At 39.3% G+C, this 23,760-nt stretch carries 22 protein-coding genes; all 22 read right to left on the reverse strand.

All coding sequences use genetic code 11. From position 1 onward, the window contains the following. Nucleotides 1-430 precede the first annotated feature (430 nt). The 22 genes from ACQKL6_RS13400 to ACQKL6_RS13505 all read right to left on the reverse strand — a co-directional run bounded on the left by ACQKL6_RS13400 (nucleotide 431) and on the right by ACQKL6_RS13505 (nucleotide 23,691). The gene (locus tag ACQKL6_RS13400) at nucleotides 431-718 is read right to left on the reverse strand and encodes a hypothetical protein (protein ID WP_402872776.1); all 288 of its coding nucleotides are present in this window, start codon (nucleotides 716-718) and stop codon (nucleotides 431-433) included. Between the two features lie 205 nt (nucleotides 719-923). Then, a complete protein-coding gene (locus ACQKL6_RS13405) occupies nucleotides 924-1,472 on the reverse strand; it encodes a hypothetical protein (RefSeq protein WP_427591901.1) in 549 nt (182 codons plus the stop codon). 543 nt (nucleotides 1,473-2,015) lie between these two features. Further along, a complete protein-coding gene (locus ACQKL6_RS13410) occupies nucleotides 2,016-2,867 on the reverse strand; it encodes a methyl-accepting chemotaxis protein (RefSeq protein ID WP_402989440.1) in 852 nt (283 codons plus the stop codon). A 382-nt stretch (nucleotides 2,868-3,249) separates the two neighbouring features. Beyond that, nucleotides 3,250-3,387: a hypothetical protein gene (locus ACQKL6_RS13415; protein WP_402989443.1), complete on the reverse strand. Its 138-nt coding sequence runs from the start codon at nucleotides 3,385-3,387 to the stop codon at nucleotides 3,250-3,252. A gap of 734 nt (nucleotides 3,388-4,121) precedes the next feature. Then, a complete protein-coding gene (nadE, locus tag ACQKL6_RS13420) occupies nucleotides 4,122-4,952 on the reverse strand; it encodes an ammonia-dependent NAD(+) synthetase (protein ID WP_427651264.1) in 831 nt (276 codons plus the stop codon). Between the two features lie 29 nt (nucleotides 4,953-4,981). Continuing rightward, a complete protein-coding gene (locus ACQKL6_RS13425) occupies nucleotides 4,982-6,451 on the reverse strand; it encodes a nicotinate phosphoribosyltransferase (RefSeq protein WP_402989449.1) in 1,470 nt (489 codons plus the stop codon). 49 nt (nucleotides 6,452-6,500) lie between these two features. Next, nucleotides 6,501-7,055 carry a cysteine hydrolase family protein gene (locus ACQKL6_RS13430; protein ID WP_402989452.1) on the reverse strand — a complete coding sequence of 185 codons (555 nt, stop codon included), beginning with the start codon at nucleotides 7,053-7,055 and terminating at the stop codon, nucleotides 6,501-6,503. Between the two features lie 13 nt (nucleotides 7,056-7,068). Next, nucleotides 7,069-7,833 (reverse strand): NUDIX domain-containing protein, encoded by a 765-nt coding sequence (locus tag ACQKL6_RS13435; protein WP_402989455.1) that lies wholly within the window; start codon nucleotides 7,831-7,833, stop codon nucleotides 7,069-7,071. A 238-nt stretch (nucleotides 7,834-8,071) separates the two neighbouring features. Continuing rightward, a complete protein-coding gene (locus tag ACQKL6_RS13440) occupies nucleotides 8,072-9,817 on the reverse strand; it encodes a methyl-accepting chemotaxis protein (RefSeq protein ID WP_427651266.1) in 1,746 nt (581 codons plus the stop codon). 311 nt (nucleotides 9,818-10,128) lie between these two features. Then, complete coding sequence (locus ACQKL6_RS13445) at nucleotides 10,129-11,658, reverse strand: acyl-CoA carboxylase subunit beta (protein WP_402989461.1); 1,530 nt, start codon at nucleotides 11,656-11,658, stop codon at nucleotides 10,129-10,131. A 23-nt stretch (nucleotides 11,659-11,681) separates the two neighbouring features. Beyond that, on the reverse strand, nucleotides 11,682-12,464 hold the full coding sequence (locus tag ACQKL6_RS13450; protein ID WP_402989464.1) for an enoyl-CoA hydratase: 783 nt from the start codon (nucleotides 12,462-12,464) through the stop codon (nucleotides 11,682-11,684). A 19-nt stretch (nucleotides 12,465-12,483) separates the two neighbouring features. Beyond that, a complete protein-coding gene (locus tag ACQKL6_RS13455; protein WP_427651267.1) occupies nucleotides 12,484-13,383 on the reverse strand; it encodes a hydroxymethylglutaryl-CoA lyase in 900 nt (299 codons plus the stop codon). A gap of 17 nt (nucleotides 13,384-13,400) precedes the next feature. Then, a complete protein-coding gene (locus ACQKL6_RS13460) occupies nucleotides 13,401-13,613 on the reverse strand; it encodes an acetyl-CoA carboxylase biotin carboxyl carrier protein subunit (protein ID WP_402872747.1) in 213 nt (70 codons plus the stop codon). A 57-nt stretch (nucleotides 13,614-13,670) separates the two neighbouring features. Further along, nucleotides 13,671-15,020, reverse strand: coding sequence for an acetyl-CoA carboxylase biotin carboxylase subunit (locus ACQKL6_RS13465; RefSeq protein ID WP_402989471.1), 1,350 nt, complete (start codon nucleotides 15,018-15,020; stop codon nucleotides 13,671-13,673). Between the two features lie 12 nt (nucleotides 15,021-15,032). Further along, the gene (locus tag ACQKL6_RS13470; RefSeq protein WP_427651268.1) at nucleotides 15,033-16,679 is read right to left on the reverse strand and encodes an AMP-binding protein; all 1,647 of its coding nucleotides are present in this window, start codon (nucleotides 16,677-16,679) and stop codon (nucleotides 15,033-15,035) included. Nucleotides 16,680-16,799: 120 nt separating this feature from the next. Then, complete coding sequence (locus tag ACQKL6_RS13475) at nucleotides 16,800-17,942, reverse strand: acyl-CoA dehydrogenase (RefSeq protein WP_402872737.1); 1,143 nt, start codon at nucleotides 17,940-17,942, stop codon at nucleotides 16,800-16,802. 65 nt (nucleotides 17,943-18,007) lie between these two features. Further along, complete coding sequence (locus ACQKL6_RS13480; RefSeq protein WP_427651269.1) at nucleotides 18,008-18,685, reverse strand: TetR/AcrR family transcriptional regulator; 678 nt, start codon at nucleotides 18,683-18,685, stop codon at nucleotides 18,008-18,010. Between the two features lie 150 nt (nucleotides 18,686-18,835). After that, nucleotides 18,836-19,294: a staygreen family protein gene (locus tag ACQKL6_RS13485; protein ID WP_427651270.1), complete on the reverse strand. Its 459-nt coding sequence runs from the start codon at nucleotides 19,292-19,294 to the stop codon at nucleotides 18,836-18,838. A 70-nt stretch (nucleotides 19,295-19,364) separates the two neighbouring features. After that, nucleotides 19,365-20,117 carry a hypothetical protein gene (locus ACQKL6_RS13490; RefSeq protein ID WP_427651271.1) on the reverse strand — a complete coding sequence of 251 codons (753 nt, stop codon included), beginning with the start codon at nucleotides 20,115-20,117 and terminating at the stop codon, nucleotides 19,365-19,367. A gap of 28 nt (nucleotides 20,118-20,145) precedes the next feature. Then, the gene (locus ACQKL6_RS13495; RefSeq protein WP_402872728.1) at nucleotides 20,146-21,192 is read right to left on the reverse strand and encodes a cytochrome d ubiquinol oxidase subunit II; all 1,047 of its coding nucleotides are present in this window, start codon (nucleotides 21,190-21,192) and stop codon (nucleotides 20,146-20,148) included. Nucleotides 21,193-21,208: 16 nt separating this feature from the next. Continuing rightward, nucleotides 21,209-22,570 carry a cytochrome ubiquinol oxidase subunit I gene (locus ACQKL6_RS13500; protein ID WP_402872725.1) on the reverse strand — a complete coding sequence of 454 codons (1,362 nt, stop codon included), beginning with the start codon at nucleotides 22,568-22,570 and terminating at the stop codon, nucleotides 21,209-21,211. 617 nt (nucleotides 22,571-23,187) lie between these two features. Then, the gene (locus tag ACQKL6_RS13505) at nucleotides 23,188-23,691 is read right to left on the reverse strand and encodes a hypothetical protein (protein WP_402872722.1); all 504 of its coding nucleotides are present in this window, start codon (nucleotides 23,689-23,691) and stop codon (nucleotides 23,188-23,190) included. Between the last annotated feature and the right edge of the window lie 69 nt (nucleotides 23,692-23,760).

The following is a 23,760-nucleotide window of genomic DNA, read 5'->3' on the forward strand; positions in this document are numbered from 1 at the left end:
TACTATTATGTATGTAAAATGCAAGTAAATAGTTTGTACAAATATGTTAATTGGACTTGCCAATGTAATCATTCTGGATGAATGTTGGGTACGTTCGAATCGATAAATATGTATGAAATGTAAGTTTTAATTCAGTTTCCTCCATGGAACATTTAATTATCTACTAAATTTTAACTTAGATGTGTGGATCCCCTATGCTATAAAACATCTTATTACCTCTTGTATTTTTATTATGTATTCTATCGAGGACTATTTTGGAAGATATTATACGATTTTATTAACTAATTATTCTTGGTTCATAGGGACACGCTGGTGTAGAACCTATCATAAATAATAGTTTGAAAAACCCCGGCTAACTAGTGAAAATTACTGTTAGCATAAGAAAAAGCCACCGCTATGGTGACTTAATTTATCCTAGGAATATCATTACTTAACTTGCAATAAACCCTCTATCTTTTAAAATCGTTTCAGAAAGATCATCCACAGCTACGTATCCTTTTTCTAATAACTCATTCAAATAAATTTTATTATAAATAAACATGAATATAAGACCAGTAAAACCGAAGGTAAAAGATGCAGCTAAAAATATGATAATCCCCCATTTCCAATCTCCTCTAAAAAGAGGAGGTAAAAAACTAAAGAAAAATACTGTCCAGCTAAAACCCACTTTCACTGTTTTAACCATATTCGTTTCTGGATGCTTTAAATTAACTTTCACTTATCTCACCTTTTCTATTATATTATTACTCCCGTACACATGGCTTTTCTACCAGTTTACTAATACATCATTCTCATTACAGTTACCTATTATACCATTTGAAAACGGTTTTGGAAGAAATAACATAAATCTTTTGGACTATTATTTATAACTTGAAACGTATTTGGATATCTTCGGTTGATTCGTTGTAAAGTTAGATAAGCGTTCAATTAAATGCTTCATTTATTAATAGATTTATTTTGCTTATATTACCTAAAACCATATCATTGCTATAAATCCTTATCCCGACATCTGAGAGTAAGTAAATCGTTGCGTTTGGATCTAAATCAGTATTGTTTTTAAGTTTATAATTATCCTCCATATTGTACGAAATAATCTTATGAAGATGCATCTGTTGACAATCACATACTAACCCGTAACATCCATTGGTAATACAAAAAAGTATATAAGGCATCAATAACTTTAAATCCCTATTACTTTGTACTTGGAAAACTTTCAAGCTTATATTTTCTATATCATTTAAATGAACCAGCTTGGATAGTTTTAAGTGTTCAAAATCTTCATAAAAACCCATGCCATCATTCATTACAATAAAGAAAGGGAAGTTCACAGTATTCAATAGAAAAGTATAGGTTAAACCATTATTTGAATCATCTCTAAAAAAGTATATAAGATCTATTGGAGGATTATAGATCCTATCCAATACTTCATCCTTTTCTATGGATTCACTCACTTCGTAATCAAATGTACGCATTTTTCTCCCTCCTTTATCTTACCATCCAGAAAGCGGTTAGGAACTTTTCGTTAGGGGGCGACTGCTATAGAATTAGGATATTGGGTGTGGCTTTCCCTATTGCCCCTCTAAATAATTGTATTTTATGTTCCTCATAAATAGCTTTAATTTCCACCTTTACATCAACATTTGGAATGGAACAATTCATACACTTCACTAAATCATAATACGTACTACGCGGACTCCCAGCTTTACGAGTCAGTCAACGGATTTATACCTTAACTCTTAGACTATTGGTGCTTGTCCTATTTGGTGATTTTTCCTTATTTTGAATTAAAGCAGTCAATTTTTTCATGTATCGTTTCCATATGTAAACACTCAATTTCATTATGAAGCGCTTCAATAGAGCCTTCCACTAATATTTGGTTTTTTCTATCTTTCTTCAGGTATATCGTTCAACAACCTGTGGTTTTTTCTGCAGAAAATAGACAAAAAACTGCAGCGCCAATTGTTAAATGGATGTCTATCAATTGGATACAGTTCAATGCAGTGATTTTTATTTTATCATTTTCCCTTTAACATATCCTGTGCCATTTCTGCCAAATAACTTGCATGAGAACTGATGTCCATCATGGTTGCTGAAATTTCTTCTGTTACCGCCGATTGATTTTCTGTTTCTTCATTTATGGACGTAATGGAGGTACTTAGGGTTTTAATCAGATCTTCAATATTGTTGACCGATTTCTTTATTACCTCTGTATGACTTCTGGAATTACCCGCCAATTTTCTGATTTCATTTGCAACTACAGAAAACCCTCGCCCAAACTCTCCAGCCCTGGCTGCTTCGATTGAGGCATTCAAACCTAGAATATTGCTAAGATCAGAGACTTCCCTTACCATCTTAGACACTTTCTCGATTTCACTAACACTTTGCAAAACAGAACTCGATTGATTGGAAATATGCTGCATGCTCTCGGATAAAACAATAGTGCTGGCAGCAAGCTCTTCAATTGTCCCGGTTACTTGTTCGACTGCTTTTGATAATTTAGAAGCAATTCCAAACAATGCATGATATTGCTCCATACTTGCACCAAGTCCAATTCCGCCAATCACCTGTCTCTTTTCATCAAAAAGAGGGATTGCACTTGCAATAATCGGGACACCGAAAACTTCTTCTGGTACAAAAACTCTTACAGTTCTTCCAGTTCTAATGGCTTCCGTAATAGCATCATTTTTTTGAAGTGGATAGCCCGGCTCGATACCAAGAGAAAAAGTCTTGCCCGGTACACTTAACAAAAACTTTTCCGTATCGCATACACCAATTGTAATGTCTTCAGGCATTAACTCGTTAAGGAGTGGTGCGATTGATACAAAAGCTTCCAACTGCGGTTGTAAAGAATAAAGACCCATTTTCATCGTTGCACACCTTTCAATTATAAGTTAAATATGAGTCTTTTTTGAATAATATTAAATTAATAAAAATTTGTTACTCAGTATAAAAGAACCCTTGTTTTTTATCGACCAAAACCAAAATGTATTTATGATAGCAGTAGAAGTTTAAATATTCTAACTATTAGAAACTTATATTCACACAAACCTTACCTAAATAGAACCTATCCTCATGGAGTAAGGTTCTATTTTCAAATCCTTCGTTATCCTATATAAAGTTTGTTTGCCTCTTTTGATGTTAGATACCCATACTTTATTGCCTTTTTTAATAATCCTCTATTTATCGCACATAAGCGAGCATCTGTGCCTTCGTTATTAAACTACTACGTGTATATCTTCATATTTCAAGTTAAGCTTCTAATTTATAAGTTAACCACGCAACTAAACCTCCTGTAATTGCGCCTACTACCATCCAAGCTACATTACCGTTCGGATTCACATTCATAACCGGATAATTATTCCCATACGTATACCCATTCTGTGACAACGGCTCCTCATCGTCTCCTGGATGTGGATCTAGGGCTAAAATGTTCCGTGCTCTGAGTTATGGTTAATATAAACCCTTTTTTCTTTACAACTTCCATATCCAACACTTCATCGGTATAGAAGTATTCATGAGTTGTATCACCCACTTTTTGGTTAAACTCAAACCATTTTCGACATAGGTGTTTGAACACTTGTTATGGGCTGTGCTTCATTCATATTTTGTGCTCATCTTGTAATAATTTGCCACCTGCATCACATTGGTAGGCTGTATCATATTGCTTTTCTTTGTTTAACTTCATAATTATATTAAAAAGAATCGGGATCAGCTTTTTAAGCAATCGACTCTTAAAACTATCTTTTTGATATTTTACGTAATAAATATATACCGTATATAATTGCAGGTATAGCTATTAACCGAAGAACTATGTCCAATATTCCAAAAATCGCATACAGAGGGGAAACGCTTACATCGATACTCATTTTATCATCGCTCCTTGTTCTAATCGCTTACCATTAAGGATTCTATAAATGGCTTTAAAGTTAATAAATGGACATTTTGTACTATGAAATAATCAATAAATCATCTTCCTTATATGTGAAGTTTTTATCTTCATAGTATTCCTCTTCAGTAATCCCGACTGAGTCAAAAAAACCGCACACTCTTAGTTAAAAGAGTTGTACGGTTTTTTTGGGGCTCTATATTGAGTCATTATCTAGTATGGCTACCTTTTACTATCATTTCCACCATGTATCATACACATTAATGGCTTCATTTCGTTTGTGTTCCGTTTTTGTATACCAGCCTTCAATGATTTCGGCCGCTTCTGTCCTAATATCTTTACCTTCTAGGTAGTCGTCAATTTCATCATAACTTACCCCTAGGGCAACTTCATCAGGAATCAATGGTTTATCATCTTCTAAATCGGCTGTTGGAATTTTCATATATAGTCGTTCAGGTGCTCCCACGAATTTCAGGATTTCTTTGCCCTGTCTTTTATTCAAACGGTAAAGCGGAATGATATCAGCTGCACCATCTCCATGTTTGGTAAAGAATCCCGTGATGGCTTCTGCTGCATGATCTGTACCGAGGACTACACCTTTATACAGTCCTGCTAAATCATATTGGACCTTCATTCTCTCGCGTGCCTTTGCATTGCCTCTTAGGAAGTGTGTCAATTTTTTTCCTGTCGCTTCCTCTACTGCACGTACAGATGCGTCAACCGCGCCCTTAATGTTGACGGTTACGGTCATGCTTGGCTTGATAAATTTCAGAGCTAGCTGCCTATCTTCTTCGTCAGCCTGGATACCGTAGGGGAGGCTGACAGCGATAAATGTATACTCGGTGGTCTTCAACTCTTGATTCAATTCATTGATCGCTACTTGGGCCATGTAGCCAGCTATGGTTGAGTCCTGACCACCTGAAATTCCAAGGACGAAACTTTTTAGAAATGAATTCTTCTTCAAGTAGTTCTTTAGAAGATCGACGCTCTTCCGGAATTCAATTTCTGGATTGATCGTTGGTTGAACAAGTAATTTTTCTATGATTTCTTTTTGTAATGGACGCACTGTATAACCCCTCTTCCCAAATAGATTCGTTATTTTGTAAGCTTTCTATCCACATTGGCTTTCACTTCATCTATATTTCTCATTTTATTATCCCAACATTCCTGGCTCAGGTCGACGGGGTATTCTTCCGGATTTAAGGCCCTTAAGTATTCTGGCCACAATACTTGAATGTTTCTTAACGTAAAAGCTTTAATTTCATCAATCGATGGCAATTCGTACGTTAATGTACCATTTACAAAAATGTCTTCGTGCAGGTCAATTGCATCGAAATCTGTGACAAATTTACTTAAGAAAGTGTGCACGGGATGAAACATTTTTAGTTTTTCCTGTTCCTGTGGCTTTTCAAATTCCATCGCCAAGTAATCACCTTCTGCATGGTGGTTGACCTTATTAATGATCCGATAGATCCGTTTAAGACCAGGTGTCGTTACCTTTTCAGGGTTGGAAGAAATTTTGATGGTATCTCTCATATTCCCGCTTTCATCTTCTATTGAAACCATTTTATAAACGGCACCCAATGCAGGTTGGTCAAAAGCGGTGATCAATTTTGTACCGATACCCCAAATATCAATCCGCGCTCCTTGTTGCTTCAGGTTGATAATCGTATATTCATCCAAATCATTCGATGCTACAACTTTTGCATCTGGGAAACCAGCTGAATCAAGCATGCGTCGTGCTTCTTTTGAAAGGTAAGCTAGATCCCCGCTATCAAGACGGACTCCGATGAAATTGATTTTGTCCCCCAATTCTTTAGCAACGCGGATGGCATTTGGTATGCCTGAACGCAATGTATCATAGGTATCGACCAAGAACACACAGTCTTTATGAGAGCTTGCGTATTTATGAAATGCTGTGTATTCGTCTTTATAAGCTTGGATCATAGAATGTGCATGTGTGCCTGATACCGGTATTCCGAATAGCTTTCCTGCACGGACGTTGCTTGTGGAATCAAACCCGGCGATATAGGCAGCACGTGCTCCCCAAATGGCTGCGTCCATTTCTTGTGCACGGCGTGATCCGAATTCCAGTGCAGACTCATCGCCAATAACCTGCTTAATTCGTGAAGCTTTCGTAGCAACGAGTGTGTGATAGTTCACAATGTTCAGCAACGCCGTTTCAATGAGTTGTGCTTCACCAAGAGGTGCCTCTACACGTAATATCGGTTCGTTGGCAAATACAAGCTCGCCTTCCTTCATGCAACGTATCGTCCCAGTAAATGAAATATTCTGCAAATAATTCAAAAAGTCCTCTTCGTAATGCAATTCTTTTTTCAGGTATTCAATATCGCTTTCTGAAAAGCTAAAGTTCTGAAGATAATGGACAATCTTTTCTAGTCCCGCAAAAATTGCATACCCACTATTGAAAGGAAGCTTTCTAAAAAAAATTTCAAATACTGCCTTTCTGTTATGGGCATTATCCTCCCAATATGTTTGAGCCATATTGATTTGGTATAGATCAGTGTGTAGCGCGTAGCTATCGTCATTATATTTGTTTTCCATGATAGTTCCTCCCAAAAGAGAAGCGGTACCTCCCTTTTTTTCTGTGACGTTACTTTATGATCGTTGCGCCTAAGACCCCTTCGAAATGGGTAAGTGCCCAATCGTGTCCTGTCTGATTAAATGAAGCGATTGCATTTTCATAAATGAAAATATTATAACCTAAATTGTAAGCATCCATGGCTGTGTGAAGAATGCATATATCACTGCATACTCCGACTAGGTATACATCTGAAATATCCCGCTCCCTGAGTTTGATATGCAGGTCCGTGCCTGCAAAGGCCGAATAGCGTGTCTTATCCATATAATGTACATTTATTAGATTTTTATTGATTTCATATTCATCTTTAAGCTTTCCATATAAATCTCTACCAATTGTACCCCGAATATTATGAGGGGGAAACAAATCCGCTTCAGGATGATAACCGTCTCCTTTTTCATGAAGATCGATCGCAAAAACTGTATAATCGCCTTGTCTAATAAACTCTTTTGTAATACTGACAAGTGCATCTTCTATCTCCTGACCAGGCTTACCACAAGTCAATGCACCATGATCGGCTACAAAGTCATTCGTATAATCGATATTAATCAATGCTTTTTTACCCATTTTTCATTCCTCCTCAATAATAAATCGAGTCCGTGACTATCTCAGCATTAAATCGGTAAAGTTGTGAGGGACGAAATGAATTACGTTTCGTTTTCTTCTGTAATCCCTTTTCATCCAAAACCTTTTCCAAGAATGGGAGCTTTGGAGCTTTAGAAAAAAACAATGAATCTGCGCTGATTTTTGCATCATCCCGTACTGTCAATAGAACTCGTTGTAGCTCCGAAAGCGTAAATTCATCCGGCAAGAAGTTTTTTGCAATGGTCGTTTGCATCATTTCTTTTTTCAGTAGTTCAATCGCTTCATTAATGATTTTATAATGATCAAAAGCCAAATCCAGTTGTAAGACTTCCTTAATCGTAAATAAGTCGACCTCTGCGGCATCATCGTTGGCCTTCCTTTGATGGAGAAATTTCTCCTGAACAATTGCATAAAAAGCATTTGAGATGATCCACCCTCTCGGATCACGGCCCGGTTGGTCATACATACCAAAATGTTTCACTTGAAGTCCTGAGACTCCAGTTTCTTCATTTAACTCCCTTTGTGCGGCTTCATAGGCCGTTTCATTAGCATTTACAAAGCCACCGGGCAAGGCCCATTTATTGCCTTCAACATTTGGATTTCCTTCCTTATCTGTAGTCGCTCGTTTAATTAATAATAGTTTCAAGAACATTTCAGGTGGTGCTTTTTTCTCGGTTTTTTTAGCCGTTATCGTAAAGATAGCAATGTCTGCAGTGTATCCATCTGGAGTGATATATTTCTTTTTACCTTGCTGAACCATGGCAGCTCTCACTTTCTTTCTTTTAAATAAATGGATGAGTAATTAGTAAATCCTTAATTACTAATTATAATACTCTCGTTTTCACTTTTTTGCAACATTTAACATTTAATTATTTCCATTTTTAAGGATAATTATTTTCTATTGCTTCTGAAAGTTGACTCGTAGCTTTACAGTAGTAAAATTGTTGACATACAAGAAAGAGACTGTCTCATTTAAGGGACAGTCTCTTATTGAATTCTTAAACTGAGTATTGATTACTCATTTCTTCTAAATCTTCAGAAGCAACGGCCAAATTGGAAACTAACTGTTTCATCTCTCCAGTCATTGCGTTAATTTCTTGAGCAGATGCTGATACTTCCTCGATACCAGCAGCATTTTCCTCAGATATGGCCGCAACTTCTTCAATGGACCCTTTCATTTTTTCTTCTTTATTTGTCAACAGGATTAACTGTTTTGCCATGGAATGAACCAATACATTCATAGTGGACAATTCCGTAGAAATATCATCGAAGGTTTCACCTGTCTTATGAAGGTTTCCTCTTCCCTCATCCACTTTCTCTAAGCCAGATGTAAGGATTTCCACCATGTTTTTTGAGTTATTATTAACGTTACTGACTATTGTAGAAATGCCGTTTACAGAATCAGAAACTTGTTCTGCAAGTTTCCTTACTTCATCCGCTACCACCGCAAATCCTTTACCCTGCTCTCCTGCTCGAGCCGCTTCAATCGCTGCATTTAAAGCAAGTAAATTCGTTTGATCAGCTATATTGCTAATGAGCGTGACAAGCGTGGTTACTTCTTTATTTTGGGATTCCAAAGTTTTTACCTGATTCACTGACTTCGAGACAATATTATAGATTTCCTGCATTTTTTCTATTGATGAGCTCATTAATTCCATGCCAGTCTGTGAATCATTAATTACTACCTCTGTTGACTGTGTAATTTCTTGACCTTGCTTATTTGTTGCGGCAATGATTTCGGAAAACTCTCTCATATCCACCGAAAGTGTAGAGGCTAAGTTAGCTTGAGACTCTGCACCAACCGCCATTTCATCCATCGTGATAGACACTTGAGTTGTCCCTTCATTTACTTCGTTAGAGGAATTATTCAATTTACTACTCTGCTCGTGTAATGATGATGATAGACCATGCATTTTTTGTATCATTTCAGATAAAGTCTCCGTCATTTTTTCAAAAGACGTATAGAGTAATCCTATTTCATCAGTAGATTGTATTCTATTTTCCCGCGTTAATGTCGAGGCCTCTTCAAGCTGCCCCTTCGTAATAGCATTTGCAATATCCCCTAGTCGCTTTAGAGGATTAAGCTTCTTACCAAGATAATAGTAGACGATTCCCAGTATGAGTACAGTAAAAATAATCGAAATTGCAATGACAATCGGTAAAAGGCTGGATAGTACGCCATTTTTAATCGATTTAATCGTTTCGGCCTCCGTATCGACACCGAGAATGCCTATGACCTTTCCTTCTTTGTCTTTAATGGGGGCGAAAGATGACATATAGTTTCCGAATTTTTCATCTTTTACGATATCCATGCTAACATTTTCACCCATCAAGACAGGTGATATCTCTTCATAAGTAATCGTCTTTAAAATTTCACCAATGGGTGACACTTCACCAGAATCTAAACCGTTGATCATAATTTTGACCTTGTTGTCTTCCGCTGCATATGTATATACATAAAGCGCTCCGGTTTTATCTCTATAATCATTAAATTGTTTTAAAAGTTGAGTGTATGTGTCATTGACTTGGGGCTCATCAAGAAATTTCTGGTAGAGGACTGGATCGATATTTGAAGCTACCCTTGTTGCGTCTTGTATACCTGTTTCCTTAAAGGTTTGTTCAATGGATTTGGAAGAATCATAGTATAATGTTGCCAGATTGAATAGTAACAAACATGCTATTAAAACAAATAACAACTTAATTAGCGATGTTTTTATAGATTTACCTTGAAATATATTAATCAAGATGTTTCACCTCATTATATGATTTAAGAACAGTAGGATGAGTACGTCTTATACCTATTTATCGTCTCTGTGAAAATTATATGAAGATTATTGAATAGATTTTTGGATTGGAAAATAATAGAAGCGAAGGAACCGGGCTGAAGGGTACTGTACGATGTTATATTCGTTAAAAACGAATATATAGTAAAGGGAGGTATTTCCAAGACATAGGAATACCCCCACTTATCAAGCTAGTAGTGGAGGTATTCTCACATCACATTTTAATGAGCATTACCACTATTAATAAAGGTGCTTTTATTAATAGTGATTAATTAAACCGGATACACCCCGTGTTTCCGATCAGTAAATGTTAGCTGTTTACTACTATATGCTTCAAAACGATTACTTAATTCATCACGCAAATCATTAGGCTGGATGATTGCGTCGACAATCATCTCGGAAGCCAAACGATAGATATCGATATCTTTATTATATTCTTCTCGTTTTTGTTGAATAAAAGCAGGCCGTTCTTCTGCTTCCAATGCGTTAATTTTATTCGCGTAGACTGCATTAACAGCAGCTTCCGCACCCATAACGGCAATTAATGCGGTCGGTAAAGCTAATACACAATCCGGTTCGAAAGCGGGACCGGCCATTGCATACAATCCAGCTCCATAAGCTTTTCGGACCACTACAGAAATCTTTGGTACTGTAGCTTCACTCATGGCAGAAATCATTTTTGCGCCGTGTCGAATGATGCCCGCTTGTTCCACCTTGGTACCAATCATGAAACCTGGAATATCCGTAAGAAACAGTAGCGGGATATGGAACGCATCACATAAGTTAATGAACTTGGCTGCCTTATCAGCCGAATCATGGAATAATACCCCCCCTTTGACTCGTGGCTGGTTAGCGATGATCCCGATTGATTGACCATTCAATCGGGCGAGACCTGTAATCAATTCAGGTGCGAATAACTTCTTAATTTCACAAAATGAGTCACGGTCTATGATCCTGTCGATTAAGTCATACATATTGAATGGTGCATTCTGATTTTTGGGAATCAAATCTTCAATCGTTTTTTCAAAATCAGCAGGCAATTCTGATTGGCACGCTTTTGGCTTTTGTTGATAATTCCCTGGAAAATAACTTAAGTACCGACGGGCAAAGGCAATTGATTCTTGTTCTGACTGTACCAGAACATCGCCACAACCTGAAACGGAACAATGCATTTTTGCTCCTCCCATTTCCTCCTCGGTCACTTTTTCTCCGATGACCATTTCAGCCATTCTCGGTGAACCTAAGTACATCGACGCATTTCCTTCAACCATGACAACAATATCGCAAAAAGCTGGAATATATGCCCCACCAGCGGCTGAAGGACCGAACAGGAGGCAAATCTGTGGTACTTTACCGGACAGTTTTACTTGATTATAAAAGATCCGCCCAGCCCCACGGCGTCCTGGGAACATTTCGACTTGATCCGTGATACGGGCACCTGCTGAATCCACTAAATACAGAAGGGGTACCTGTAACTTATCGGCCGTCTCTTGAATACGGATGATTTTTTCAACCGTTCTTGCTCCCCATGATCCGGCTTTCACAGTTGAATCATTGGCCATGACACATACCGTCTGGCCATTGATTTTTCCAATCCCTGTGACAACTCCATCTGCCGGAAGGCCATCACTCGTACAATTGGCAAAAAAGGCATCCTCAATATCTATTCCATCGTCAAATAACAGCTCTAATCTTTCACGGACGAACAGCTTCCCTTTTTCTGCATTTTTTTGATGATATTTCTCCAAACCGCCCTTACTTATTTTTTCAACATGTTCACTTAGTTTATCGGTTGTTACCATTTATCTTCCTCCTTCAACTGAAGTTAATGACCAGTAAATATCGGTTTGCGTTTTTCCTTGAAGGCCGTCAGACCCTCCAATCGGTCATGGGTTCGTAGCGTCGTTTGATAACAGTCCTGTTCGATTTGCAGCCCCGTCTTTAAATCTGTTTCTACTCCCTGGTTGATCGACATTTTTGCAGCTCGCAGGGCCAAAGGGGCGTTGACAGCGATTTCCTTCGCCAGTGTTCTTGCTGCTTCAAGCAAGAGCTCGGAATCGACCACCTGGCTGATGATTCTCATCTGTTTTGCTGTTTCGGCGTCCAGTCTCCTTGCCGTATAAATCAGTTCTTTAGCTGTCGCTATGCCAACAATCCTAGGGAGACGCTGGGTCCCCCCGCCCCCCGGAATAATGCCAAGTGAGGTTTCCGTTAGCCCCATCTTTGCTGTGCTTGATGCAATACGAATATCACACGCTAGAGCTAACTCGAGACCTCCACCAAAAGCGGATCCATTAATCGCAGCGATGACAGGAACCGGAAGACTTTCAACTGCCGATATCGTGTCACCGATCAGTTTAAGCGTTTCCTTGACTTCCGCCTCATTCATCCCAGCCCGTTCCTTTAAATCTGCGCCTGCGCAAAAAGCCTTATTTCCAGCCCCTGTTAAAATCACTGTCCGAAGATTGGACAGCATTTTCAATTCATTCAGAGTTTCATATAAATTATGAAGAAGTTCCCTGGATAACGCATTGGCTGCATCCGGCCTATTCAATGTCACAATGGCTATTCCATTTTCCTCATGGCTAACCTTTACATTCGATAACATTACTTCACCTCTCGTGCGTTTATTGTGCGTTGTAAATGGCCATCTGATGGCTAGGTAAAGGCTTTTCCAAACAGGATTGCATCATAGAGGCTGACTGGATCAGTTTTTTGGAGTCGATTCCCGTATCAATGCCCATATTATGAAGCATGTGAACTAGATCATCTGTGGCCACATTTCCACTCGCACCCGGTGCATATGGGCATCCCCCAAGCCCTCCTAGCGCCGAGTCGAACGTGTCAATTCCATAGTCCAAAGATTTGAGGACATTGGCAAGGGCCATCCCTCTAGTATCATGGAAATGGAGGGCCAGACTGTCCTTGTCATACCGTTTCACCGCTTGCTCTAGGAAAACATCCACTTGTCTAGGAGAAGCGACACCAATCGTATCTCCTAGTGATAGCTCATTGATCCCATACTCGAATAATTGATCGCATACCCTGAATATCTGATTGATATCAATTGGTCCTTCATAAGGGCAACCAAACACAGTGGAAACATACCCTCTTACCGTCTTTCCTGAATCTTTTGCTGCATCGATGACTTCCTTTAGAACAGGGAATGTGTCAGAGATTGTTTTATTAATATTCTTCAGATTATGGGTTTCACTGGCTGACATGAAAACCGATATTTCATCCATATTCGCTTCAAGGGCAGACTCTAATCCCTTTCGGTTCGGAACGAGGGCCGCATATGTGATAGTTGGATTTCGCTTAATTCCTTTACCTACCTCCAAGGCATCCCCCAATTGAGGAATCCATTTAGGATGAACAAAAGATGTCGCTTCTATATAAGTAAGACCGGTTTCGGAAAGCTGATCGATCCACTCTATTTTTCTTTGCGTCGGGATAATGACCTTCTCATTCTGAAGTCCATCCCGAGGGCCTACTTCCTTAATAGTTACGCTTTCAGGCCATTTCATCCTATCCCTCCGTCCCTTTATTCAATGACGGCCAAAACATCGCCTTCATTCACAAAATCTCCTTCATTTACTTTAAGTTCTTTGAGTGTGCCCCCCTTTTCTACTGATATGGGAATTTCCATTTTCATAGATTCCAAAATGATGATATCCTGTCCGTCAGCAACACTTTGTCCCTCACCTGCTACGATTTTCCAAACGCTTCCTGCCATGCTCGCTTTTAATTCTCCCATTTTAATTCCTCCTGTTCTCTTAATGAAAAGTATAAGACCCAGTAGGCCTCACCCAACTTATACCGTGATTTTTTTAATATACTTATTGATGAAGTCCGTCGTCGTATCCCCTTTATGGAAAGCCGCATGTTCAATGATTTCCTTGAGCAAGGGAAGATTCGTTTTAATTCCTTCTACTTTATATAAATTCAATGCTTCTTTTAATCTATCGATTGCAATCTCACGAGAAGCTCCGCTAACCACCAACTTGGCGATCATCGGGTCATAAAAGTGGGAAACGACCGAGTTATCCTGAACCGCGAGCTCATGACGGATCCCTTCACCTTCAGGTAAGGACAAACCGGTCATTGTTCCTGGTGCTGGATAGAAGGTCTTAGGGTCTTCTGCATAAATCCTCACTTCTATGGCATGCCCCTGTCTTTTAACATCCTCTTGTGTAAAAGAGAGTTTTTCTCCGTTGGCTATTTTGATTTGCTGTTCCACAAGATCAAGACCCGTAATTTCCTCTGTGACCGGGTGCTCCACCTGAAGTCGTGTATTCATTTCAAGGAAATAAAATTTCTTGTTGGCATCAACTAAAAATTCCAATGTACCAGCATTGTGGTAACCGATGCTCTTTACAGCTTTTATAGCCGCTTCACCCATTTTCCTTCTTGTTTCCTCATCAAGAAAAGAAGATGGGGCCTCTTCCACGACCTTTTGATGACGTCTTTGTACCGAACATTCCCGTTCCCATAAATAAACGGCATTCCCAAATTTGTCAGCCAGCACTTGAATCTCGATATGACGTGGTTTTTCAATTAACTTTTCAATGAACATATCCCCATTACCAAAAAATAACTGAGCCCTTTTTTGATTGCCTTCGAATGCTTTCGAGAGCTCTTCCTCGTTAGTAATCATCTGCATACCGATGCCCCCGCCTCCGGCTGACGCTTTCAGCATAATAGGATAACCAATCTTTTCTGCAACAGCTGCCGCCTCAGCACTATCGATTAATGGGCGCGAAAAACCTGGGACTAACGGGATCCCCGCTTGTTCCATCTTTTTTCTGGCTTCTACTTTATTGCCCATCTGTTGAATGACATCTGGATTGGGACCGATGAAAATCAGACCTGCTGCTTCGCATGAGCGTGCAAAATCTGCATTTTCGCTAAGAAATCCATAACCAGGATGTATGGCATCAACCTTGGCCTCTTTAGCAATTTCTAAGATTTTTGGGACATTCAAATAACTTTCCTGAACGCGGGATCCTCCTAGAAGATATGCTTCATCTGCATATGAAACAAATGGAGATTCGGAATCAGCTTCTGAATAGACGGCAACAGTCCCTATACCCAATTCCTTACAAGTACGAATGACACGCGAAGCAATTTCACCTCTGTTTGCAATAAGAACCTTTTTAATCATCCAATTACCTCCTTATTTAGTCCGTTCCGCTAATAAATCAAGAGTCTGCTCCCGTAACTTATACTTTTGGATTTTTCCGGATGCAGTCATTGGATAGACATCCGTAAAATGAATGTGACGTGGTATCTTATGATGAGATATTTTCCCTTTGCAGAATGTCCTCAGCTCCTCTGCAGTCAGGCTTTCTCCTTCTTTCAAGATGATCCATGCCGTTACCTCTTCGCCATATTTCTTATCCGGTATACCCAAGACCTGAACATCGACTATTAAAGGGTGCCGATAAAGAAACTCTTCAATTTCCCTGGGGTAAATGTTTTCTCCACCTCTTATTATCATATCTTTCAGGCGACCGGTTATCTTGCAATACCCGTTTTCATCCATTACCGCTAAATCTCCTGTATGAAGCCACCCCTCCGGATCAATGGCCTCCTTCGTTGCCTCTGGGTTTTTATAATACCCCTTCATGACATGATAACCTCTTGAACAAAGTTCTCCCTGTTGGCCCCGCTCTAGTTCCTCTCCGGTAGCAGGATTTATGATTTTCACTTCCACATTTGGCAACGCCCGACCGACGGAAGAAACGCGAAGTTCAATGGGATCATCTGTACGGGTCATCGTAATTCCTGGTGACGATTCCGTTTGACCATACGTAATCGTGATTTCTGAAATCCCCATCTTATTCACTACAAGTTTCATGACTTCAATCGGACAAGTGGAACCGGCCATGATTCCTGTCCGCAATGACCGCAAATCATACTGATCGAAGTCATCAAGGTTCAACTCGGCGATGAACATCGTCGGTACCCCGTGAAGCGCAGTACATTTTTCTGCCTCCACGGTTTGAAGTACTGTACGTGGAGTGAATTCAATAACAGGCACCATCGTAGCCCCAACAGTAACGGAAGCCATCGTCCCAAGGGAACATCCAAAACAGTGGAACATCGGGACCGGGATACAGAGCCGATCTTCATTTGTGAGTTTCATGCAAGACGCAGTATTCAACCCATTATTGACCAGATTTGAATGGGTCAACATGACCCCTTTAGGGAAGCCCGTCGTACCCGATGTATATTGCATGTTGATTACATCTTCCGGCTTCAGGTCCTTCATCCGATTATCGAGCATTTCCTCTGAAATCTGATTACTTCCACTTAGGACATCCTCCCATGAAAAAGTACCGGGATAACGAATTTCACTCAGCATGATGATATTTTTCAACTTTGGTAGTTTCTCAGATTTTAATTTACCAGGCTCCGCAGTCTTTAGTTCAGGAAGAATCTCATAAAGTGTCTCTATATAGGAGTGATCCCTATATTTATCCATCAAAATGATTGTTGTCGCATCCGATTGTCGGAGGAGGTATTCCAGTTCACTCGTCCGGTAATTCGTATTGACCGTGACGAGCACCCCACCCATCTTGGCGGTTGAAAATTGGGAAATGACCCATTCAGGCTTATTGGTAGCCCAAATGGCCATATGTTCACCTTTCTCAATACCAAGTGACATAAAACCGCGCGCTGCCTGACGACAAACCTTTTCGAATTCACTATAGGTATATCGTAAACCTAGTTCATGATATACCACCGCTTCATTACTACCGTATTCAGTAGCGGTCTTTTCAAGCAGTTTGCCGACCGTAATATCTTGCAGATCTGACATCAAACTCCTCCTATCAAATAAAGGTAAGATGAACGCTTTTTTTAAAAGTGATAAAATCTGATAAAATCTGCATGACTCCTCTTAGATTGGATATCCCTAGTTTCAGGAGTTCTCCAAAGATCAACAACCCAATTGTCTAGCTATTACCATTCTTTGAATCTCGGAAGTACCTTCCCCAATCTCTAGCAGCTTCGCATCTCTTAAGTAACGCTCCACTTCATATTCACGCATGTAACCTGATCCTCCGTGGATTTGAATCGCTTGATTGCTCGTACGGAAGGAGGTTTCACTAGCAAAAAGCTTGGCAAATGCCGCTTCTTTCGCAAATGGCTTTTTATTATCCTTTAGCCACGCAGCTTTATAGACCATATTTCTCGCCAATTCTATTTCCATTGCCATATCAGCCAGTTTGAACTGAATCGCTTGGAAGTTGGAAATCGTTTTACCGAACTGAACACGTTCTTTTGAAAACGCCAAAGCCCTGTCGAACGCCGCCTGTGCTATTCCGACTGCTAATGCAGCGATGGAAATCCTTCCTCCATCCAAGGTAAACAAGAATTGTTTGAATCCCTTTTCCGGATCACCCAACAGATTCTTTTTTGGCACCCGTACATTATCAAGAATGATTTCGCATGTATTAGAAGCTCGCACTCCCATTTTTTCGTAATTACTGTTTATCGTTAATCCCGGTGTATCTGTTGGGACGATGAAAGCAGAGATGATATTTTTCCCCCTGCTATCTTTTCCTGAAACGGCTGTAACTGTGATGGTCCTTGAATAACTTGCGTTTGTTATCCAGGTCTTCTCGCCATTGATTACATATTCATCACCTTCCACTACAGCCGTCGTTCTCGTACCACCCGCATCGGAACCTGCATTCGGTTCAGTCAAACCAAATGCCGCAAGTGTCTCACCAGTAGTGATCGGGATTAGGTATTTTTGCTTTTGCTCCTCGGTACCAAAGTAATAAATCGGGCTCGCCCCTAGCGAAACGGCCGCAGCATAGCTTAATCCTGTCCCTCCACAAGCTTTACCGATTTCTTCAACAGCAATCGCATAGGAAATCGTGTCACCGCCTGAACCCCCGTATTCCTCCGGGAATGGAATACCAAGTAACCCGAGTTTCCCCATCTTTTTGAAAACGTCTTCTGCAAACATGGACTTCGCATCCAGTTCTATAGCAATTGGTTTAATCTCTTTTTCTGCGAATTCCCTTACCATTTCCTTGATCATTTGCTGCTCTTTCGTAAGTGAGAAATCCATTTATTCGTTCCCCTTTCATAGTGAGACCAACTAGTCGGTCTGTATCGAATGTAAACACTTTAACTTTAATCGATATCCATTTGATTCTTTAGTAAATAAGGTTGGATGCTTGCATCATTTTTGAATTCTTCCGTTAATAGGCTCTTTAAAATTAAATCGACATAAATTCGTCCGATTTCTTCGATTGTCTTTCCGCCGTCCCGTTTATACCATTTGTAGGTCCAGTTCACCATACCTAGGATGGACATCCCGGTAATTTCCACCGGTAACTCGCTACGGAATTCTCCCTTTTCAATTCCTTCTTGAATAACCGAGAATACAATTTCTTTATACTGGTGACGTTTTTTTTTGATTGCTTCTACATAAGGTGGTTTAAGGTATATGCTTTCTTGATAGAAAACCGAAATATGTGGTTTATAGAGGTCAAACACTTTAACAAACGATAGGATGATCTTTTGCATTTTTGCTGAAGGGTGTATGCTTTCTGAGGTGGCTTCCTGTGCTTCCGTTAAAACATAGGATATAAAGCAATCATGAATGACAAATAAGAGCTCATCTTTAGAGGAAAAATGGTGATAAAAACCACCCTTGCTCGTTCCGCATTCTTTCACGATTTCATTCACAGACACTCCGTGGTATCCATTTTGTTCAAAAAGGTTCAGTGATGTTTCAATGATTTTATCTTTTAACTCCGTAAGGCCATCACTCCTTATGTATCCGCTTACATAAAATCCATTAAACAAAAACTTTCGATTTGTTCAGAAGTGGATTTAATTAGATTTTACCAAATATTATCAGTTTGTCAATTTTTAATATATAATCCTAGTGGATAATTCGAATCTATACATAGAAACCCCCACTTAACTCAGGAAAAGCGATAAGTGGGGAACGATTCAATTGACCCAATAGCATCGAGGTGTGTCGTAAAAAATACGCTGATTGAATTCGGGGAAAACGGATTGAAATTGAACATGAATCGGGCAATCAATCAACCATGGGAAAAAGCAATAAAATTCTTTATCTCCGTTTATTATCGCCGTAATAGCTAAATCCAGGTTTTGCTGAAAGATTGTATAACGGGCTTTTGCCTGATCATACTCTTTTTCCAAGCCATCTACAAACACATTGACCGTTAAGAGATATTGACCAAGAGATGCGTCCCAATTAGCCAACACTTCATCTCTTTTTTTTGCATCCAAGGCAGAATACTCATATTGCGTACCAATGGTAAGGTATAGATCACCTGTTTCATCAGAATGAGTCAGTGTATATTTCCTTCCATCTACAGGGAGACATGGGGTCGTAGGTGGCATAAACTTAACCGTTAATTTTTCCGGATGAAATTCTGGCATCCCTTCATACTCCTTTTGAAAAATACAGGTTTACCTTATACTATGACAGTCGCCCATCCCTGGTGAACATCTACTTCTTCTTGACGGGTTTCACCACTGTTTTCATCAATTTCCACCCTTTATTATATGACCAGACCGATTTGATTTCTAACAATGGATCTCTCCCATCCATTCCCATTATATATTGGACACCCGATAATCCCTTCCCTTTCCCAAAGATAGTCTTTGGTTTCAAAGAAGTGTATGAATGGACCAATAACTCCATTGACTCATTTAACATGCCATCCTGATAAATCCCCAACTCTTCATACTTTCTCTTCCTTGAACTGACATCTACAATCACAGGCTTCTTCCCTTCAATTTTAAATTCCGCTTTGTACCCATCAAGAAATTGGGCGGTGATTGGAACGGACGGCGGAACATCCAAATCCTTGGCCTTTCCATCTTTGAATGTATAAGCATAACAGTTTAGTGTACGCTCTATCCCTTCCGTCAAGACAGTAACAAGCACATCTTGTGTCCCATCTTTATTCAAATCGACCAGTGAAAGTTCCGGCTTATACCCGGCTTCGAGTGGTACACTGATTGAGTTGCGATTACTTTCTACTCGCAACTCGATTTCTTTAAGGAACTTGCTACCTTTGTCGAAAGGTGTGCCTTGGACCTGGATTATGTCAATTTTTTTATCCCCCGTAACATCCCTTTTCGAAGAGATATAGGTCCCATTCTCTGGGAAATTTTTATCATGTGCTTCGACCGCTTGATAGCTTAAAAAGATTGAAAGTACTAAAACCGAATATTTTAGTAATTTTAACTTTTTCATGGCAATTCCCTTTCTTATATCAAATTGACTAATTCGAAATATTCCGCTTTTTGAACTTTTTTCGTTGATCTTTCATGAAAATGGACCAGAAGTAATAAAAACCAGGAACTAATATCGCAAATCCCACAATATAGGTAGCGAACACGGCCCTGAATGAAGTGGGGTCTGTAAATGCTTCCATTATCCTGACATTCGGATAGATGATATATGGTAAATGGGCAACCCCATAGACATAGCTTCCTATCATATATTGGATGATAATCGATATTACGGCGAGCCTTGGCATCCCCTTTACCTCTTGTTTGGAAAAATAGGGCAGGTAAAGAGCTACACCGCTAATGATAAAAAAGATAAGGGAGACCAATAGCAGTGTGGAGTTCTCCATCATTCCTTCGTAAATCCACGATGCTTCTTTTTTCAGTGTGAACATTACGAGAAATGCCATGATTAACACCAATGGACCTGTAATCATTGCGTCACGGCGGTAGATCTTATACGACTTTAGCTCATCAGCCTGTTTCGAATAATCAGACAGAAGCAAAGATGAGAGAAACAATGTACTTAAAATACCAAAGCCTAAAAAGGCATATTCATTTGCGCTAGTGAAAAGTTTAACTAAATTTAATTCCTCGTTCCCCCCTACATTCTCGAGAAATCCAAGATGGGTGATTGGTAAAACACTGATTAATAGGCCAGGTATAATGAGACCCGTTATTCCAGATATATAAGTCAACATCTTTGCATACTTATCCAAGCTGTGAGAGAAGACGAGAAAAGCACTTCTAATGCAAAGAAGAAGTAAAATTAAACTGGCGGGGACAATTAAAGCAACTCCAATAGAAAATACAGCACCCGGAAATAGGCTGTAAATGGCAATGACAAGACCTACAACAAATGTATTCGTCACTTCCCAAGTCGGAGATAAATAACTATTTGCTATCTTTGTGGCATTCGTATGCTCTTTCTTGATATAGATCATTGCCCAGAATCCTGCACCAAAATCCATGGACGCCATGATGGCATACAAGAAAATAAAGCCCCACACAAGCGTTATCGCTAGAAGTGCTTCATTCATTCACTATTCCTCCTTTTCATGAATTGGAATCGAATAACTGGACATCCTTCTGTTCAGCTTTATAAAGATCATCCGTTATGGAATGACGCTTGAAATAATAGGTAAGTGTAAATACAACAGACACACATAATATGATGTAAACGATAATGAATAATGTGAATAGGTACCCCAGATTTTCATAAGTGGTTACCGAATCTGCCGTGGTAAGCATTCGATAAATTGTCCATGGTTGCCTTCCCGTACATGCGAATATCCAACCACATTCGATGGATAGTACGGCCAATGGTCCCGAAGCCACAAACAACCATAAAAGCCACCTTGGATATCGCGCTTTCTTCAAGACCTTATTCCACACTAATGCGAACAAGGACAGTACTATTAATCCCCCCCCAATGATCACCATTGCATTGAACAATGTGTGAACATATAGCGGCGGCCAGTATTCCTCTGGAAAATCATTCAGACCGGTAACTACCGTATCAAAACTATTTCCTGACAAAATACTCAGTACCCAAGGAAATTCTATGCCATATTTCACTTCCCGCGCTTCTCGGTCTGTCCAACCGAATAATGTGAGACCTGCATGATCCTTCGTTTCGAACAGGCCCTCCGCAGCTGCTAATTTTTCTGGTTGTTCCCGATATAAATGCTGGGTCGTCGAGTGACCATTAAGTGCGGTCAAGATAGAAAAGACCAACCCCAATACAATACTTAACCTTAATGCCTTTTGGTGAAAATTATATTCGGTGGATCCATACTTATTTTTAAGCATTTTATAACCAGCAACAGCCGCAATTGCAAACGCTCCTGTCATATAAGCAGTTAGCGCCGTATGTCCTGCTGTTACGAAGAAACTCGGATTGAAAAAAGCTGCCCACGGATCCACATCGACGATTTCACCATTTTCGAACCGGAAACCAGCAGGTGTCCCCTCGAAAGCATGGACATTTGCAATAAGAACAGCTGAAGCCAAAGCACCAAATGCGACAAAGGATAAACTCAAGATTCTTGCCCATGGCCTGATTTTTTCAGCTGCATATACATAGATGGACATGAATAGTGCCTCAACCATAAAAGCATAAATCTCAATTTGGAACGGAAGGGCCATAACTCTACCTATGACCTCCATAAATCCAGGCCATAAAAGAGAAAGCTGCACACCGGCAATTGTACCTGTCGGGATTCCCACTCCCAACAGAATCCCTAGTGTTTTGGTCCAGCGTTTAGCCATGACCACATATTGTAGATCTTTCGTCTTTTGATACATCAATTCCGCTGCCAGCATCATCATAGGTAATCCCACACCTAGAGTGGCAAATATAATATGTACGCCCATATTAGTCCCGAACATCGCCCTTGCCATTTGTAAGTGATCCATACTTATTTCCTTTCTAACCTAATTTATTCTTGTTAGCTTCTCCACACAAAAGGAAAATATTTAAAAAAGTTCCATGAATCCTCTTTATCTTTTGTTACTAACAGTTTTTCCTTAGTTAAATATCATTTATTCTATCGAGGTCAATTGTAAGATATAAAATAGATGAACGACTTCGAAAAATAGCAGGTTTGTTGCTGGATGGTATACCATAGGTTTACGCTGTTCCCCATTAAAAAAACAAAAAAACACCGTTCAAAGTGAACGGTGTAAGCATTTGAACAATATTGAAAATTTCATTGTATAAATAGAACAAAATAGTCTTCCTCTTTCCTCACTATCATTAAGGAAGTATGGAAGATATCGATCATTCATGTACCCCACTTTGTCGAATTTTATCATTTAAAGTAGATAAGTAGTTAATAAAAATGATATGGCGTTACAAGGAGATACCATACAAGGTGAGTTTTCGGCTTAAAAGCGTATGCATTTCCCTCAATATTTTTTTATGATCCTGATTTTTACTCATAAAAAAAGACAACAAAAAAATATTTAACGATAGGATTTTATATTATCCTAATTTTCAATTATCTCAATGGTCATTTAACCAGTTTTCGTTCTTATCGTTTCTTTTCTTTATTCCAGTAGTCATATATAGCTTCTTTCAATACCCCATTTAGATTTTTTCCTTGCTTCGCTAACCATTCCGTCTGATCTATCGGTAATAGTAGTTTAAGGTTTATTCTTTCATTTGGCATTTCCACTTTTCTTATTTCTTTCAGGGTAATGCCCTCTTCAACATTCGGGAAGGATGTTTCATTCTCATGTACTATCTGAAAATCTTCATAGCCTTCTAGATCATATATCTCACAATATAGGTTAAGCTGGGGCAATCCTTCCCCCACTAAACCGCGCAGATGCATAATCGCACTGATTTCTTTACCATCTTCCAATTCTATTTCAATAATTAAATTTTCATTATTGCCGAATTTTTTTAATACTATTTCACTCACTATTATATCCAATTCCAATGTATACCTTGAATCTGTCTCAAATATATATATAGCACTATTAAACATAAAAACACTTTCGCCATCTATTTTTACTGACTTAACCTTGCGCATACACACTCCACTTTCAAGTATTATTCTCCATGAATTAAATGACGGCTATCATGATGATAAAGAAAATCT

This window comes from Peribacillus sp. NPDC097197 (assembly GCF_050278025.1).
In the GTDB taxonomy this organism is placed as follows: Bacteria; Bacillota; Bacilli; order Bacillales; family DSM-1321; genus Peribacillus.